At 37.5% G+C, this 15666-nt stretch carries 15 protein-coding genes; all 15 read right to left on the bottom strand.

The window, feature by feature from the left end; translation table 11 throughout:
* Positions 1 to 16: 16 nt before the first annotated feature.
* The gene (locus tag AL038_RS14700) at positions 17 to 754 is read right to left on the bottom strand and encodes a class I SAM-dependent methyltransferase (RefSeq protein ID WP_062154062.1); all 738 of its coding nucleotides are present in this window, start codon (positions 752 to 754) and stop codon (positions 17 to 19) included.
* Positions 751 to 1662 (bottom strand): glycosyltransferase family 2 protein, encoded by a 912-nt coding sequence (locus AL038_RS14695; protein ID WP_161575468.1) that lies wholly within the window; start codon positions 1660 to 1662, stop codon positions 751 to 753. The genes AL038_RS14700 and AL038_RS14695 overlap by 4 nt, the downstream gene beginning before the upstream one ends.
* 43 nt (positions 1663 to 1705) lie before the next feature.
* Positions 1706 to 2878 (bottom strand): glycosyltransferase family 4 protein, encoded by a 1173-nt coding sequence (locus AL038_RS14690; protein ID WP_062154058.1) that lies wholly within the window; start codon positions 2876 to 2878, stop codon positions 1706 to 1708.
* Positions 2875 to 3807, bottom strand: a complete 933-nt coding sequence (locus tag AL038_RS14685; RefSeq protein WP_083991541.1) for a class I SAM-dependent methyltransferase — start codon at positions 3805 to 3807, stop codon at positions 2875 to 2877. Before AL038_RS14685 ends, AL038_RS14690 begins: the two co-directional genes overlap by 4 nt.
* A 123-nt stretch (positions 3808 to 3930) precedes the next feature.
* Complete coding sequence (locus tag AL038_RS14680) at positions 3931 to 4758, bottom strand: FkbM family methyltransferase (protein WP_062154054.1); 828 nt, start codon at positions 4756 to 4758, stop codon at positions 3931 to 3933.
* A 23-nt stretch (positions 4759 to 4781) separates the two neighbouring features.
* A complete protein-coding gene (locus AL038_RS14675) occupies positions 4782 to 5813 on the bottom strand; it encodes a CgeB family protein (RefSeq protein WP_062154052.1) in 1032 nt (343 codons plus the stop codon).
* A gap of 3 nt (positions 5814 to 5816) precedes the next feature.
* Complete coding sequence (locus AL038_RS14670) at positions 5817 to 7076, bottom strand: hypothetical protein (protein ID WP_062154050.1); 1260 nt, start codon at positions 7074 to 7076, stop codon at positions 5817 to 5819.
* A gap of 3 nt (positions 7077 to 7079) precedes the next feature.
* Positions 7080 to 8267, bottom strand: a complete 1188-nt coding sequence (locus AL038_RS14665; protein WP_062154048.1) for a glycosyltransferase family 4 protein — start codon at positions 8265 to 8267, stop codon at positions 7080 to 7082.
* 57 nt (positions 8268 to 8324) lie between these two features.
* A complete protein-coding gene (locus tag AL038_RS14660) occupies positions 8325 to 9131 on the bottom strand; it encodes a class I SAM-dependent methyltransferase (protein WP_062154046.1) in 807 nt (268 codons plus the stop codon).
* A gap of 202 nt (positions 9132 to 9333) precedes the next feature.
* Positions 9334 to 10353 (bottom strand): GDP-mannose 4,6-dehydratase, encoded by a 1020-nt coding sequence (locus AL038_RS14655; RefSeq protein ID WP_062154044.1) that lies wholly within the window; start codon positions 10351 to 10353, stop codon positions 9334 to 9336.
* 19 nt (positions 10354 to 10372) lie between these two features.
* Positions 10373 to 11572, bottom strand: a complete 1200-nt coding sequence (locus tag AL038_RS14650; RefSeq protein WP_062154042.1) for a glycosyltransferase family 4 protein — start codon at positions 11570 to 11572, stop codon at positions 10373 to 10375.
* Entirely contained in the window at positions 11572 to 12345 is a 774-nt protein-coding gene (locus AL038_RS14645; protein WP_062154040.1) for an FkbM family methyltransferase, read from the bottom strand. Before AL038_RS14645 ends, AL038_RS14650 begins: the two co-directional genes overlap by 1 nt.
* Positions 12346 to 12349: 4 nt before the next feature.
* Positions 12350 to 13309 carry a UDP-glucuronic acid decarboxylase family protein gene (locus AL038_RS14640; protein WP_062154038.1) on the bottom strand — a complete coding sequence of 320 codons (960 nt, stop codon included), beginning with the start codon at positions 13307 to 13309 and terminating at the stop codon, positions 12350 to 12352.
* A gap of 28 nt (positions 13310 to 13337) precedes the next feature.
* Complete coding sequence (locus AL038_RS14635; protein ID WP_062154036.1) at positions 13338 to 14018, bottom strand: class I SAM-dependent methyltransferase; 681 nt, start codon at positions 14016 to 14018, stop codon at positions 13338 to 13340.
* 37 nt (positions 14019 to 14055) lie between these two features.
* Complete coding sequence (locus AL038_RS14630; RefSeq protein ID WP_272898027.1) at positions 14056 to 15573, bottom strand: oligosaccharide flippase family protein; 1518 nt, start codon at positions 15571 to 15573, stop codon at positions 14056 to 14058.
* Positions 15574 to 15666: the final 93 nt, after the last annotated feature.

Here is a 15666-nt window from a genome sequence, read left to right as displayed (position 1 = left end):
GGCTCTAGCACGACCGCTATTTTATCAATTTTACATAAATTGTATGACGAAAGCGTGCCAACCAATTAAATTTATTGACTAACCTCTCATACAGCACACCGACACGAAATGCGAGCGGATTAAATAACAAATAACTGGGATGCGACTCAAATAAACGCACTTCGCATTGTTTAAAACCCGCTTGTTGTGTTTTTTGACGAATTGCAGAAGGCGTATTCATCCGATAAAACGTCAACCAAGGGTCATGACTTTCCTGCGTCATTCCGCGCGCGCGATTTGCCACTAATTTATGAAACCAATGTGGGGTAAACGCGGCAATCAAGGTTACATAATGCCACCAATTTGCTGTACGAAATAAATACACGCCATTTGGCTTTAACACCCGATAAACTTCTTTTAAAAATTCATCTGGTTTTTCCACATGCTCAATAACCCAATCAGAATAAATTGCATCAAAGGACGCATCGGGAAACGGCAGTTGAATGCCATCATTCACATAAGCCTCATCTAAATCTTTATTCTGCAAAACAATTACATCTGGATCAGTCCCAACCAATCGTTTTACCTGGCCTTTTAATCGGCGTTCTTTCTCCTTCGCCGTAGGCCCTGCCCCCACATTCAAAACAACTGCATTTGGTAAATCAATACTTTCCCGTATCCATTGATAAAACGGATAAGTGCCATCTAAATAACGATAACCATCAGATTGAAAAGGATAATAATAATCTAGTAGTTTAGTAACACTGGGTTTCATAAATGCCCTAGCGAGTGAGAGAGAATAAAACGTAACCATTTAACAGGAAAAAATTCATAAGGACTGGCAACTTCATGTGCATCTCGCAACATCTGCCAACGTTTACGCACAACGGCATAAGCTAACCACTTACTATTTTCTAAACTGACTAAATAGCGAAATCGCCACCATTTCGCGGTATAACGATAATTTTTACCGTAATACTCCTGAATATTCGTGGCATGAATACTATGCATTAACTTCAAACGTCGCCATGTAAAATGGGCATACTCTGTCGGATAATTCTTCACCCGCTCATGACGGACATTGATTACAGGTTCAGCAACATACGCGACAGACCATTGCCGAGCCAAACGCATCCACAAATCAACGTCCGCTAACAAGCCAAACTGCTCACGCATTCCGCCCAACTGTTCCCAACAACGCCGCCGTATCATCGCAGTCCCCCGCATAGGCACATAAAAACCCTGCAATAACTCCTGCTCGAAAAAAGGACGACCTTGCATACAAGGCCGGAAGTTTTTCTGACAAGATGCATGGGAAAAGTAGTGTGGATTGCCTTGTTGTTCACAATCATTGAATACAAAACCTGTATCAGGATATTGCTCCATAATCATCAGCCATTGTTGAAAGCAATCCGTCCGATATTCATCATCATGATGTAAAAGGGCAATATATTCTCGTTGACAATGAGAGGCCGCAAAGTTGGCATTGCCTGCCATACCCATATTATAAGGTGTGCGAATTAAGCGAATTTGTGGATATTGGGTGGCTAATGTCTGCAAAACGTCCCATGTCGTATCTGTTGAACAATCATCACTAATAATAAACTCAAATCCTTGAATATTTTGATTTAAAATAGATTTGATAGTGGTTTCCACCAGATGCGCATGGTTATAGACCAACATGCACGCTGAAATTTTTTTGCCTGATAAAAAGATTGACATAAGATTATTGAGGATGTACTCGCTTTAAAAAACTCACCAACCGCTCGCCATAATCATCCCATGTTTGCCCTTGCTTAACAGCTTGATAAGCCGCCAAACCCATCGCTTTAGCCCTCTGTTGATGCTCATATAAATAAAGCAATTTTTCCTTTAAGGCTTCAACCTTTCTAATCGGAACAATAAAGCCATTTTCACCCTCAGTCACTAAATCACTCGCTCCCACATTTTCTGTGACTACAACGGGCAAACCGCAAGCCATCGCCTGAGGGACAACCATCCCAAATCCATCGGTAATTGAAGCAAGGACAAGCACAGACCCCTGAGTATATAATTTTGCTAATTCTTGCTGTGGAAAACCCCCTTTAAAAACAATATTATCCGCCCGATACTTTTGAATAACAGATTGTAAATTAGAGGTTTCCAGCCCCCCCCCAATAAACCATAATTCAGAATTGGGTAGTTTTAACTCGCTAAAAGCCTGCAATAAATACGGCACTCCTTTGCGCTGGTCTATCCCACCACATTGAATAACCCGAAAAACCGTATCTTGTTTTTCAGCCGGCTGAAACAGTTGCAAATCAACACCACATTGATTAACAAAAACTTTTTCAGCAGGAATACCCTCGGCTATCATGCTTTTTTTAGCAGGATTACTCAACACCATGATATGGTCAGCCGCTTGATACTCCGCATTTTCTCGTGCAATTACCCAATCATAATGCTTCTGTAAGTGCGCAACGCTACCGCCCCACCGTTGACATTCCTCTCGTAACAAATCGAACTCAGTTTTAGGATGAAAACTACCACGCTCCACTAAGGTTGTGATGCCATGCTGTTTTGCACGCTCTATGGTTTCTAATGAATACGTTGTTAAACCAATAAAAATATCTGAATCTAAAGGCAAATAATGTGGGAGTCGTTTTGCAAAGAATAGAATACTGGAGTGAGTAATCTGGCTACGTGTTTGAAAAGAAACCCATGGAAACACTTTGCGCGTTACTCGCCCATAAATCCCGTTTAGTAACAAAGAAGTAACCTTATCGTCTGCAATCTGCCAGCGACGGGTCATGAATTTAGGATAATCATTAATCAACCGATGCAACACGCCTAAACGTTGCAATTGATAAGCTTCATCAAAAATCCAAAAACGGTTATAACAAGAGGTTGTGACTTTCATGGTCTTTTTTGATAAACAACACTAATCCCGCAAACAAATAAATCCAATATTGAGGCTTTTTGAGTTAAAGAACCTGCAATTGTTGGATGTGTCACAAAAAAATCAACGGCTTGTGGTGAAATAGCAAAACCTAACCACCGCTTTGAGAATCCTTGATTATGCAATGCGTCGATATATTCATAAGGTTTTAAATAACTAAACATATTTTCTTGCAAAAAATTCTTTATATAAGTAACTCCAATACGCTCATAATTATTGATATATGTTAAATAATCCTCTTGCTTTAATAAAAGATGATTGAACCCTGTATTATCCTTACCCGAAAAATGATCTCCGCCCCAGCTATACCATAATGGTCCAAAGGTTGCGTACATAACCCCTGTAGGCTTCAGGATTCGATAAAATTCTTTTAAAACAGCTGGTAAATCTTTCAAATGCTCAAACACAGCATCTGAGGCGATGATGTCATATGTGTTATCAGGAATATCAGATAAATTTGTTAAATCGCCCTGAATAAATTGTATGGGTACTTGTTCAGCATATTTCTCAGTAAATAAATCCCACGAACGACGATAATTGAAGTACTCCACTCCCACTATTTGAGATGGCTTATATTTTAACCATGTAGTCACATCACGTCCTTGTCCACAACCTGCAATAAGAACAGATTTACTATTTATGGTAAATATTTGATTCAAACGATAACGTAGCAATTCAAATTCAAACCCTCTTGGCCACCAAAACCATTGATCAATTGGTAAGTTACGCTCATCAAATTTTGCAAAGCGTTGCCGTAAAATAGGTGACATCATTTTTAAATAATGAGGATATATAGCTAATCTTAGAGGTTTTTTTATTGATTCTATAATACTATCCTGAGGTAATTGCCAATCAGGTGGAGTTTTATCTTCGAGGGGAAGAGATAGCATGATTATTGTACCACTGAAGTGTGTTTACAAAAAGCGTAACTTATTGATATACCAATACCATCTGGTTTTGCGATTATATTGTTATCAATTTTGATAAAACCACAATGAGCTAATTTTCATAAATTAGCTAGCACGATATTCATATAAAATATAAGAGGATAAATCCTTAGGATTTCCAAGCTTTACAAACATCCCATTATTCAATAGATGCTGATGAATATCGAAGGGATTAATACCTTGTTCCCGCAATAAAGAGGCATGATAATCCAATAACAATTTTTTAATCTTGCCTTGCTGAATAAAAGGCGATAATACATCTACCACTTTATGTTCAAACCCTTCCACATCTACTTTTACAAAATCAATCTGTTGAATTTGTGATTCTGTAAAAATTGTCTCAATAGCGACAAATTTCACTAATTCAGTTTCTTTTGCAAATCGATAATGATGGACGATACTAGAAGCCCCTGTATTCAAGCTAGGATATAGCTTCATTTCAATCGTACTATTAGGGTCTCCCCCTAACGCATTGTTATAGATTTTAAAGTTTGTAACTTGATTTAATCGCAAGTTAATTTCAATCAAATCACGTAACCGAGATTGAGGCTCTATAGCAATCAATAGCCCATTATTACCCACTAATTTTCCTGCCAATGCAGAAAAAAAGCCTTCATTTGCTCCAATATCTAAAACAATATTGCCTGTTTGAATTTCTGCTTTAAAAATTGCAACAGTTTCAGGTTCATATTGTTCCACTGTAACCAATTCATGCCCTAAATGCGAAAAAGGGTCTAAATATAATTTTAACCCGAGTTCTGTTTCAATAATTCTACGACGTTCATCTGGGGCTAATAAGCGCACAAAAAAAGTCGCTAAAGGCATAGGACGGAGCTTAAAAAGCCATGCAAATTTTTGTGTTAAGTGTTGTAAGTAATGTTTGTTCGTTTCCACGCTTAGGCTCTTTCTTGGTAAATTTATAAATAAGCAAGCATTTGTTTTAATCGCTCATGATGGCTATAACCGCTGTTGATACAGCGAACACGGGCAGCACTTGCAATGGCTTGTCGTTCCGTTTCATGGCTTAAGTAATAACGAACTTTTTCTAAAAGTTCTGATTCTGATGAGAAATAAACAGCTTCTTTATCTTCCTCAAATAAACGTAAATGTTCCTCTGTTCTTTCTGCTAGCATAAACCCGCCACAAGCTGGGATTTCCATTGTTCTATCGGTTTGTAAGTCTCGATTAGCTTTTCGCAAAAAACATAAATTAATTTTAAATGCCGCTAACCCTTTTAAATAATTTTCACCATATAATGGTTTATTTTCAATCAATAAACTTTCTGATTGTCCTTGTAACGTTTGCCAGTGTCCTGTTCCCCAAATACGAACTTTTATGCCGTTTTTTGCTAAAAATAATAAACTCTCTGCCCGTTCTTTTTCATAAGAACCAATAAAACCAACATCTCCCCCTAAGTCTTGTTGTTCTTTGGTACTTAATATTCTCGGGTAATGGGTCTGTGCATCATAAGATTTATCGATAAAAACCACTTTTTTAGCCCCCAAACTAGGTAGCTCGTTTGGTTGGCAATTATAGCTTTTAGTTGTAAAAACAATGTTATATTCTTTAAGCCCCCACGTATAAAACCAACAGCGGTTATGACGGGCAAACATATCATCTTCAGAAAAAGAAACCAGTTTGCTATGTGGCAGTCGTTGTTTTAGGCGACGTAACGTTGCAGGGGCGACAGTATTGCCTTTTTCAATCCAGATAATGTCGGGCTGATGTTGCTGGGCAAGTATGGGTAATTGTTGATTTAAATGCGTTAAATCTCGTTGAAATCCTAATTTCCATAAAACTCGGTCTATGAATAATGGTTTTTTTCTAACATCTTCAACAGGAACAGCAGGATAAGTAATCACTGTATATCCTAGTTCCTCAAACGTACATTTGCGTTGATAGGAACGTCCATCCGTATTGAGTCGGTCAGAGATAAAAAGAATTTTCATCAATTAACTCATTAAGTTGGCAACATCATAAATATACATTTGTCGCTGTCCTGTATGGAGTGAATCAACACAAATATAACGCCCTGTAAAATCCCAACGTGGGTGTAAATCACAGCGCATTGGGGAATCTGCAAACTCAGGCGGTGTATGCAATTTATCGACGATAATCAGTTGTTTTGTTTGCACATTGTATAGGTAAAGCCATTGATTAAATTCATCATCTTGATAAGTATCTGTCACTAACCATTGGGGATTTTGCGGATTCCATGAGGGATGCCCATCTACTTGTAAACAATGCTCTGCAAATAAATGAGCATTTGTCTGTAGCGCGTCATTGAGCAGGATATAACCTTGTCCGCTGATTTTTCTGGCGAGTTTTCCTTTTATAAAACGATGATAAAGCGGTAATAATGGTTTAAACAGTAATTTGACTAAACTACGATGTTGTCTGAGTTTATTCAATGGGTTAGGCAATCCCCCCCATGCAATAACTTGTTGATTACCCAGCCAATTAAAGTGTGTCACTTTACCACTATTGAGCAACAAACGAATATCACGCCCATCTTTTCGTGCAGAATATAAACGGGAAAAAATCCCACCATCATCTAACACCCAGCGATGCAAAAATAAAAAGCGTTCGCCATCAGGGCAGAACATTAAATGTTCTAGGTAATGGTCGCCAAATGCCATCGAAGACAGGTGTTCTGTCTCATACATTTGTTGCGTACTGATAAGGGGTTGTAAGGATTTTTGTTGAAAATCTAACCAAAAAATTCCATCGCCTTCAACCATTTTTTGATTTTTTGCAGCATTTTCGATACCTGCGTAGGCGTAGCTACGACGTGGGAAATAAAGCCTTTCAAAATCAACAGTTATTGCACTTTTTCCATTAGGATGCACACTATAAATAGGTGATGGTAAAGTTGTTCTTTCGCCTGTTTGGGTATCTAAAATAATAGAAATAAAGTGTTCTGCATCACGATCATTAAAAATGATATATCTATCATAATCAGGCCCTAACCATTGCAACATACAGCCTTGTTGCCAGTTAAAGGCGCGAGTTTCCGCCAATTTATGGAACGTTTTCTCAGTCAGTGACCAGTAGCCAATTGTCGCAACGTCTTCCGCAGTGGGCAGTCGATCAGTGAAATCCGTCTGTAAACAGAGCAAACGGCGCGCTGATTTGTCTAATGGTGACTTGTCATAATAGCCGAAAAAATGATGTTGTTGACCTGTGGTTGCGAAGCTAGGAGAAATGGACATAACTTATTTTTTCTCGTTAAAGCAGTAGTTAAGTGCATCCATTACTCCTTGAGCATTAGCTTCAGGAGTCCATTTTGCCACTTCTACTAAACTGGCTTTTTGCATTGTTATCCGTAATTCGCTATTTTTTTCTAATTTACTCATATAATTGGCTAATTGTGCTGTATTACCAATTTCGAAGATAAAACCATTTTGTGCATCTTTGACTAAATCAGTAGCAGTTCCAATACCTTGAGAGACTAATGCAGGTAAACCAAAGACTAAGGCTTCATTTAAGGCTTTTGGCGTTGGGTCATATTGTGAAGGTAGAACAAAAACATCAGCGAGAGCGAGATATGCAGGAATTTCACTGGAATTTTTGAAGCCTGTAAAAATGATATTTTTTACCCCCAACTGTTCAGCTTGTTGGGTTAATTCAGCTCGTAAAGGTCCATCTCCGACAAAAATTAACCATGAATTGGACAAATTTGCTTGTGCAAAAGCGGTAATAATATCTTGTGGTCTTTTTCGTTCTGTAAAACGTCCGACAAAGAGAAAGACACTAGCATCTTGTGCTATTCCTTGTTCTTGGCGTAATTGTCGCGCTTGTTGTACTGCTTGCGGTTGTGCTGCTTGTAAGTAGGTATTATCGACAGAGCTTAAGAGCGGGAATAATTTATTATCTGTCGCGCCAAAGTATTTAAAATATTGGCGATTTGCTTCGCAACTGTACATTACTGCATCACAACGTGCTAATAACCACGAAAGCAAGTATTTTTTAATTTTGCGCCGAAAAGAGGTAGAAGGATTACCCAGCGTTGCCTCAGCACGCAAAATAACTTTTGTTCCAGAAATTTTGGCGGCTAATAATGCAATGTAAACACTGATAAAATTGTAGCCTGTTATCAAAATCGCATCGTATTTTTTACGTCCAATTTCTAATAGCAAACCTGGATTTATCCGTTCAATAATCGCTTTTTGATCATTAAACGTCATATTCCACATAAATTTATAGTGATAGCCTTCTAATAAAGGAATATCCCACTTAATCACCGTGTTCCATTCTTGTTCATACTTTTCCTCTATTCCCCGTTTTGCTAAATATAAAACGGTTTCATCGATATCTGGATAAGCATGTAATGCGCGATAAAACGGCACTTGATAAGGCACAGGATGATAGGGTAATAAGGCAAGTTTATATTTTTTGGTCATTAATGGATTGAATATGAGAAGTTAATCATTTTTATTGAAAATCATTGAGCAAACGCATCACCCATTCTTCTTTACAATAAAATACCCTGTTCTTGCAAAAAACGCTGACTTTAAAGAGGGATACGTAATAACTGAGCAGTTTTTGCTCATAAACCAAATTATGAGGGCATGTATATCTATATGGTTACAAGCATCACTATCGGCTTGCCAAAACACATCGTAATTTGGCGAAAGCTTTTTATAGTCTAATTGCCACATTGTTGAGTTTTTACGTTGCATAAGAAATCGTATTGTTCTCAACAATCTTTTAGGGAAGATGAACAAAGAACGCCAAAGTACGGACTCTCTAATTTTAATTGTTGCCTTAGACAATTTCTGACGTAGCGTTAAATCGGAGTAAGGTCTTACATCTAGCCCTTCTGATGCCCATGGACGCACTTGCCAAGCGGCTTGGATTAATAAGTATCCATTAGGCTTAGTAACACGTAATAACTCTTCTAATGCAAACGTTAGAGAGGGAATATGCTCTAATACATTAAATGTGAATATTGCATCAAAGGTATGATCTGGAAAAGGGTAAGAGCAATTATCTTTAATAACGCTATAACTCATTCGATTTTCATAAAACTGGCTTAGAGATTCTGCCACATCAACGCCATGATAATCTTTTACAACATGTTGAAATAATCCTACACCTGATCCAACCTCCAAAATCTTAGCTGTTCTTAAATTGAATTTTTCAATAAATTCTGTAAGAACAGGGTATAAACAATGTTGTGTTACATCTTTATTTGTTGAGTAAAGATGCATACGTTCTTGGTTATCTGTACTATAAAAATGATAGTAATCCACATTATCAGTCATGCTTAACTTCCCATAAACTATATTATCGATTATCCGACGAATTTATCTCTATACCAATTTACGCACCGTGAAATCAATCTATTAGTGGTAACTTTCCTGTAAAAGTCGTATTTTCTTTGAAAATACTCCAATTAATTATATATTGACAAAATTTATCAATGCATAACGACTAGCATCATTTCATGGCATAGAAACTGGCGTTCTATTCAAATAAATTCACATTATCCCGCACCCACTGGATGAGCTTATTCACCCCTTGTGTGGTGCTGATTTGCGGTGTCCAGCCTAATGTGGTTTGAATTTTATTTAAATTACAGACAAAAACAGGCTGGTCGCCCGGTCGCCACGCATCAAAAGTCAACGGAATTTTTTTGCCTAACCCTTGTTCAAGCAATGCAATTAATTCCAACAATGACATCGTATTATTTACACCACCACCGACATTAAAGGCTTGCCCACAGGCTTTATCAGGCGCATTAATCGCGCTTTCATACGCGCTGACTAAATCATCGACATGCAAAACGTCCCGTATCTGTTTACCATCACCATAAATCGTAATGGGTTTATTTAACACAGAGGCGATGATAAACCATGCCACCCAACCTTGGTCTTCTACCCCAAACTGACGTTGCCCATAAATACAAGATTGACGAAACACCGTCGTTTTTATCCCATAAATGCGAGAATAGTCAATCATATACTGGTCGGCCGCACCTTTAGAACAGCCATAAGGAGAATGAAAATCTAATAACTGTGTTTCATCAACCCCATGCGGCAGGTTAGCATATTCATAACGTCCATTACGCTCAACTGTGCCTAAATGCTCCATTTTGCCAAAAACTTTATTGGTAGAAGCATAGAGTACGAACGCATTCGGTGCGTGTTGGCGAACCGCCTCTAATACATTAAAAGTTCCTAATGCGTTAATTTCAAAGTCTTCACGCGGATTTGTAACCGAAGTAGTGACTGCAACTTGTGCCGCCAGATGTAACACCACATCATAAGATTGTTGCTGAAAAACACTGACTAACGCAGGATAATCACGAACATCAACTTGTTTAAAATCAATTGCAACTTGTTGTTTAAGCCAAGCTAAATTATTCGGCGTGCCTTTACGAGAAAGATTATCTAAAATGGTAACTTTCCAGCCTTTTTGTGCAAATATAAATGCTGCATTAACCCCAATAAACCCTGCACCACCTGTAATTAACATCGTTTTCATGCAATTATCCTATGCTATATTATTGTTGTTCAGTAAATGTTTGGGTAAATGCGTCCCAAAATATCTGTTTTACTGATACTTCACTATAATTATCTTGTATTGTTTTTAATGCATAGTAGCGCATTGAATCATAAAGTAACTGATTCTCCAAAAGAATACGAATAGCCCGCGCCATGTTTTGTGGGTCAAAATCTACTAAAAATCCATTTTTTCCCGTTTTTACAAATTCCTCAGGCCCACCACATGTTGTCGAAATAATGGGACAACCACAAGCCATTGCTTCTAAAGCAGCAATTCCTAAACCTTCTTGATGCGAAGGCATCACAAATATATCTAATGAACGATAAAACTCGCCTAACTCATGGCGAGGGCGTTCATCTAAAAATTCAATGTAAGGTGCAATCCCTAAAGCTTCCGCTTCTTGTTGCAATTTTGCTTGCTTATCAACCTTTGCCCCTATTAAGGCTAACGTGATATCTAAACCCTGCTCACGACACAACTTAAATGCGGCAAATAATAACGCGATATTTTTGCGAGGGTCATCAAATCGCCCTGAAAAGCCAATTCGCCCTTGTAAAGGATGATGCGAATCGGGAAAAAATAGGCTCGCATCAATCGGCATTGGCATACGAGTTAATTGTGCTTCAGGCTGAATTTCCTGAATTTGCTTTGCTGTATAATGACTTAAAACTAATGTTTTTGCCTTTTGTAACACCTGTTTTTCTAAAGTCAAACACCAAGGCGTATCTAGCCATGTATCTAACCAACGACGATACCACGCATAACGTTTTGCCCTGTCCTGTTTATCGGCCAGATAAGGCGTAGCAATCCATGCAAGGCAAGGTTTATTGAGCGCAACGGCGGGATTTGCAGGCAAAATATTACCAGAAACAACAACAATATAATCATACTGTTGAATCACATCCAACCAAATCGCTGATGGTAAATAACGCGTATATTCTAATTCAGGAAGATACACCCCTATTTCATAAGCAGGCACATCCCCTAACACCGTCGTTTGACGATATTGCGGTTTTTTTTGCAATAATTGCCATGAAGGAACGGATAAATCAGGCGCGAGATTATAAGAAGTGTAATACGCCAGTGTAACAGATAACCCCGCTTCCTTTAAAAAACTAATCACTTGTTCTGTCATGGTTAAAACACCGCCATGATAAGGATAAAGTGTGATGAGTAAAACAGTTTGCGGTTTTGACATTATTGACGGGTAAAAATGAGATTAAGTGTTTTGATGCCTGATAAGCTCGATTCTGCCACAAAAGTCTTTTTAAATCCTGCCTTTATAAAAGTATCACTAACAGGTTCTTCTGTTTCACCACTGACTTCAATCAAAACTGATTTAAGTTGTGGATTTTGCAAAACCTGACGCATTCCCGAAAGAACGGCCAATTCTGCACCATCCACATCAATTTTTACATAATCGGGAATCAGTTGTGTCGTACTGATAAATTCGTCCAATGCCATCGCGGGCGCATTGACATGAATTCTATCGTATTTAGGGCGGTTAGCAACACAAGCAAAATTGGTCGGGGAAGACACTCGAATAAATTCAGTTTGTGCAGATAAGCCCAAAAAATACTGGTCAACCCGAGTAATTTTATTAAGTGCTAGATTATAAGCCAGTAAGAAACTCGCATCTAAATCAACATCAAAACTCACAATTTTTTTCGGTGCGTTAGCTTTTAAAGCAGCATATAACGATTCTGTCCCAAAACTAGAACCTACGTCAAAAAATACACAATCTGCTGTAAATTGGTCAATCCAATCTAAGGTTTCAGGTTCGCGTGATTCCCATTGTTTAAACTGGTCATACACACCTACATGATTTAATGGAATAACAATTTGAATAGGCACACCCCGAACTGTTGCAATAGGTGCGGGTAGAATTCGTGTGAAAAAACGAAATAACCACTTGGAGAAGTTAGTTTTTTCCACAAAAGTAATTAACAAGCGATTAAAAAAATAAAACATCTATTTATGACCGTTTCAATAAGTTATCAAAATATTGAATGGTTTTAACCAAACCCTCTTGTAATGAAATGCTTGGTTTCCACCCTAATTTTTCTGTTGCTAAACCAATATCTGGTTGACGCTGCAAGGGGTCATCACTAGGCAAGGGTTTAAAGACAATTTGCGAAGCTGAACCTGTCAAAGCAATCACTTTCTCCGCTAACTCTAAAATCGTAAACTCCCCCGGATTCCCCAAATTAATAGGACCTGTTATCTCATCAGCACTATTCATTAAGCGAATAAAACCATCAATTAAGTCATCCGCATAACAAAATGAACGCGTTTGTTGCCCTTGACCATAAACAGTAATAGGCTGATTCTGCAACGCTTGTACAATGAAATTAGAAACAACACGCCCATCATTTGGGTGCATACGTGGACCATAAGTATTAAAAATACGTGCCACTTTTATTTTTAATTGATGCTGACGATAATAATCAAAAAACAGCGTTTCCGCACACCGCTTGCCTTCATCATAACAAGAGCGAATCCCAACGGGATTTACATGTCCCCAATAGTCTTCTTTTTGCGGATGAACAAGTGGGTCGCCATAAACTTCGCTGGTAGAGGCTTGAAATATCTTTGCTTTTACCCTTTTTGCCAAGCCCAGCATATTGATAGCACCATGTACACTGGTTTTTGTGGTTTGAACGGGGTCAAATTGATAATGAATGGGTGAGGCAGGACAGGCGAGGTTATAAATTTCATCAACTTCGACATAGAGCGGGAAAGTGACATCATGGCGCATCAATTCAAAGTGAGGATTATCTAATAAATGTAAGATATTATCTTTCGAACCTGTGAAGAAGTTATCGACACATAAAACATCGTTTCCCTCATTTAATAAGCGTTCACATAAATGTGAACCTAAGAAACCTGCACCACCTGTGATTAGAATTCGTTTTCGAGTTTTTATAGTGTTCATTGGAAGTTATTTTTTCACTAAGGCTAATTTAAGTTTTACGCACTTTAATCAATTTTAATAAAATTTGATTACCAAACAAATTAGGAAATAAATAGCACCCTTGTTTATCTAACCAAACACTGATTGATGTTGGTAATAGATATCGTCTCAACAACCAGAGTGGAATAGCTCCTGTTACACCTTTATACACGAGCGTTAATGGCGGATGGCGGCGAAGTAAGTATTTATCAGCCGTTTCATACGTAAAAAAACGTAAGTGTGTATCATCCGTAACCCCCATTGCTTGATATTCAAACTTACCTTTTAGTATTTGCCAGCGTTGTCTTAATGCAACGATATTAGGCAATGCAATGAGAATGCTACCATTTTCTGTTAGAAACTGACAAAACCGCTCTAGCTGCACATCTGGAGAACGAAAATGCTCAAGAATGTGGGAAAAAATTATACAGTCGTAGCTATTAGGACTTAAATAATCAAGACTATCTACTTCTACATCTTTTACCCAGCATTGATTCATGACAGAACTTGCAAGCGTCGCTTCTTGTGCTGAGATAGTAATACCATCTATTTGGCATGATGGTGCATAGGATTTTAATAAGCGAGCATTATCACCAGCCCCACACCCAATATCTAAAATGCGGAGGTTATTATAACTTTCTATTAATGCTAAGAGGGACTTATTCCCACTATTTAAATAGACTTTATCCAAAATTAAATCCTAATTAGTAGTTGAATAAGAATAAAAATTAATTTTTTACTAAAAGTCTAAAACGTAGCTTATTTAAAATTTTAAATAAATCACTTCTAATATAAGAAGTTGACATAATAACACAGAAAAAAACTAAACTAAAAATGCTGATTAATGCTAATAACTGTAAAAAAATAGATGTTCCTGTGTAATTAAAAAACTTAGCAATGCTAGTAACAATACAAGCCGTTGATAATGGGATTAACATATCATAAATATACCATTGCCATTTTTCGGTCGGTAATAATCGTTTATGCATAAACTGTATACCAACAAGTACATATCCTACATTGATACTGAGCCAAATAGCGGCAGCACCTAACGCACCATAGTATGGAACACCTATTAATAAAGCAGGGGTTAACACTAATATTGCCAAAAAATTCATATAAAAAGAAAATGTTGTCCACCCATAAGCAAGTTGCAACATGTAAGGTATATTCATCATACCATTGAACATTGCGCCAATAATTAACAAACTCACTAAGAGATAAGATTGTTCAGCCATTTGTTGGTTATGTGTCCACAACCATAAAATTTCATAAGAAAAGAAAGCAATGCCTATGGCTAGCGGAAAAATAATCGTTGCAATTAACTGACTACTTTTATGATAAAGGCGTTTTAGTTCTAACTCTTTATTAATCGTAATTAACTGATTAAACCGTGGAAAAACGGCTGCGGCAATGGGTGAGATAGCACGATACAGTGATGCAGCAATCATACTTGCTAAACTATAATAACCAAATGCCTCTAATGTTAAGATTTTACTTAAAATAATCTTATCCAGTTGCGTTAAAACCAGTGAAACTAAGGTAATTGCATTCATACCAACCATGAATCGCCAAATATCTTTAAGAATACTGAATTGAAAGCGTGCTGATTGTGCAACAGGCAAATAACGCCATAATCCTGTTGCTAATATCAGTGTATGTAATACAGTAACAATTAGCTGCCATGCAAAAAAAGCTTGTAATGTCGGAGAGATGAGCCATAAAACTAGAACAGCACCTCCCCCTCTTAAGGTTGCAACAATAATTACAACACCATTTAAAAAAACTGATTTTTGCAACCCAATCAAACCACTAGCATAAATCCCTTGCATCCATTGAAATAACACAATAAACGCCATCATCATAATTGCATGTTCAATCGTTTGAGTATTTAATGAAACTGATTTTAACCAATGGGTTGAAATAAAACTGGCTGATAACGCAATAATACAGCCAATAACAATGCCGATTAACCAGTAAATAGTTGTTATTGTCAATACTAAATCGCGTGTTTTCTGTGCGCTTTCTGTTTGAACAGATAGCTTTGCAATTTCTCTGTTAAGTGTTGCGCTTAATCCCATATCAAGTAAGGCAAACATGGCTATTAATGTCGTAAAAAAACCAATTAAGCCATAGGCTTCTATGCCTAAAAAATGAATATAGACAGGAACAAACGCCAAAGACATTAACGTTGCCCAGAAGTTGCCTACATAATTTGCAATAATGTTGAGTTTTAGAGAGGTCAATGTTGTCAGTTAGGAACGTAAGATTATAAAAACACCGATGATTTTTTCAGATTCATTGATGTAATATTCATTTTGAATCAATTAGTGCATGTA

Origin of the sequence: Beggiatoa leptomitoformis, assembly GCF_001305575.3 — a bacterium.
Taxonomy (GTDB): domain Bacteria; phylum Pseudomonadota; class Gammaproteobacteria; order Beggiatoales; family Beggiatoaceae; genus Beggiatoa; species Beggiatoa leptomitoformis.
This window is presented reverse-complemented; position numbering and strand designations above follow the sequence as displayed.

Bases quoted from the DNA above. Each gene is read 5' to 3' on its own strand.
- AL038_RS14685 (WP_083991541.1), bottom strand. From the start codon at position 3,807: ATGCTATCTCTTCCCCTCGAAGATAAAACTCCACCTGATTGGCAATTA.
- AL038_RS14640 (WP_062154038.1), bottom strand. From the start codon at position 13,309: ATGAACACTATAAAAACTCGAAAACGAATTCTAATCACAGGTGGTGCA.
- AL038_RS14645 (WP_062154040.1), bottom strand. From the start codon at position 12,345: ATGTTTTATTTTTTTAATCGCTTGTTAATTACTTTTGTGGAAAAAACT.
- AL038_RS14660 (WP_062154046.1), bottom strand. From the start codon at position 9,131: ATGACTGATAATGTGGATTACTATCATTTTTATAGTACAGATAACCAA.
- AL038_RS14675 (WP_062154052.1), bottom strand. From the start codon at position 5,813: ATGAAAATTCTTTTTATCTCTGACCGACTCAATACGGATGGACGTTCC.
- AL038_RS14650 (WP_062154042.1), bottom strand. From the start codon at position 11,572: ATGTCAAAACCGCAAACTGTTTTACTCATCACACTTTATCCTTATCAT.
- AL038_RS14670 (WP_062154050.1), bottom strand. From the start codon at position 7,076: ATGTCCATTTCTCCTAGCTTCGCAACCACAGGTCAACAACATCATTTT.
- AL038_RS14690 (WP_062154058.1), bottom strand. From the start codon at position 2,878: ATGAAAGTCACAACCTCTTGTTATAACCGTTTTTGGATTTTTGATGAA.
- AL038_RS14655 (WP_062154044.1), bottom strand. From the start codon at position 10,353: ATGAAAACGATGTTAATTACAGGTGGTGCAGGGTTTATTGGGGTTAAT.
- AL038_RS14695 (WP_161575468.1), bottom strand. From the start codon at position 1,662: ATGTTGGTCTATAACCATGCGCATCTGGTGGAAACCACTATCAAATCT.
- AL038_RS14700 (WP_062154062.1), bottom strand. From the start codon at position 754: ATGAAACCCAGTGTTACTAAACTACTAGATTATTATTATCCTTTTCAA.
- AL038_RS14665 (WP_062154048.1), bottom strand. From the start codon at position 8,267: ATGACCAAAAAATATAAACTTGCCTTATTACCCTATCATCCTGTGCCT.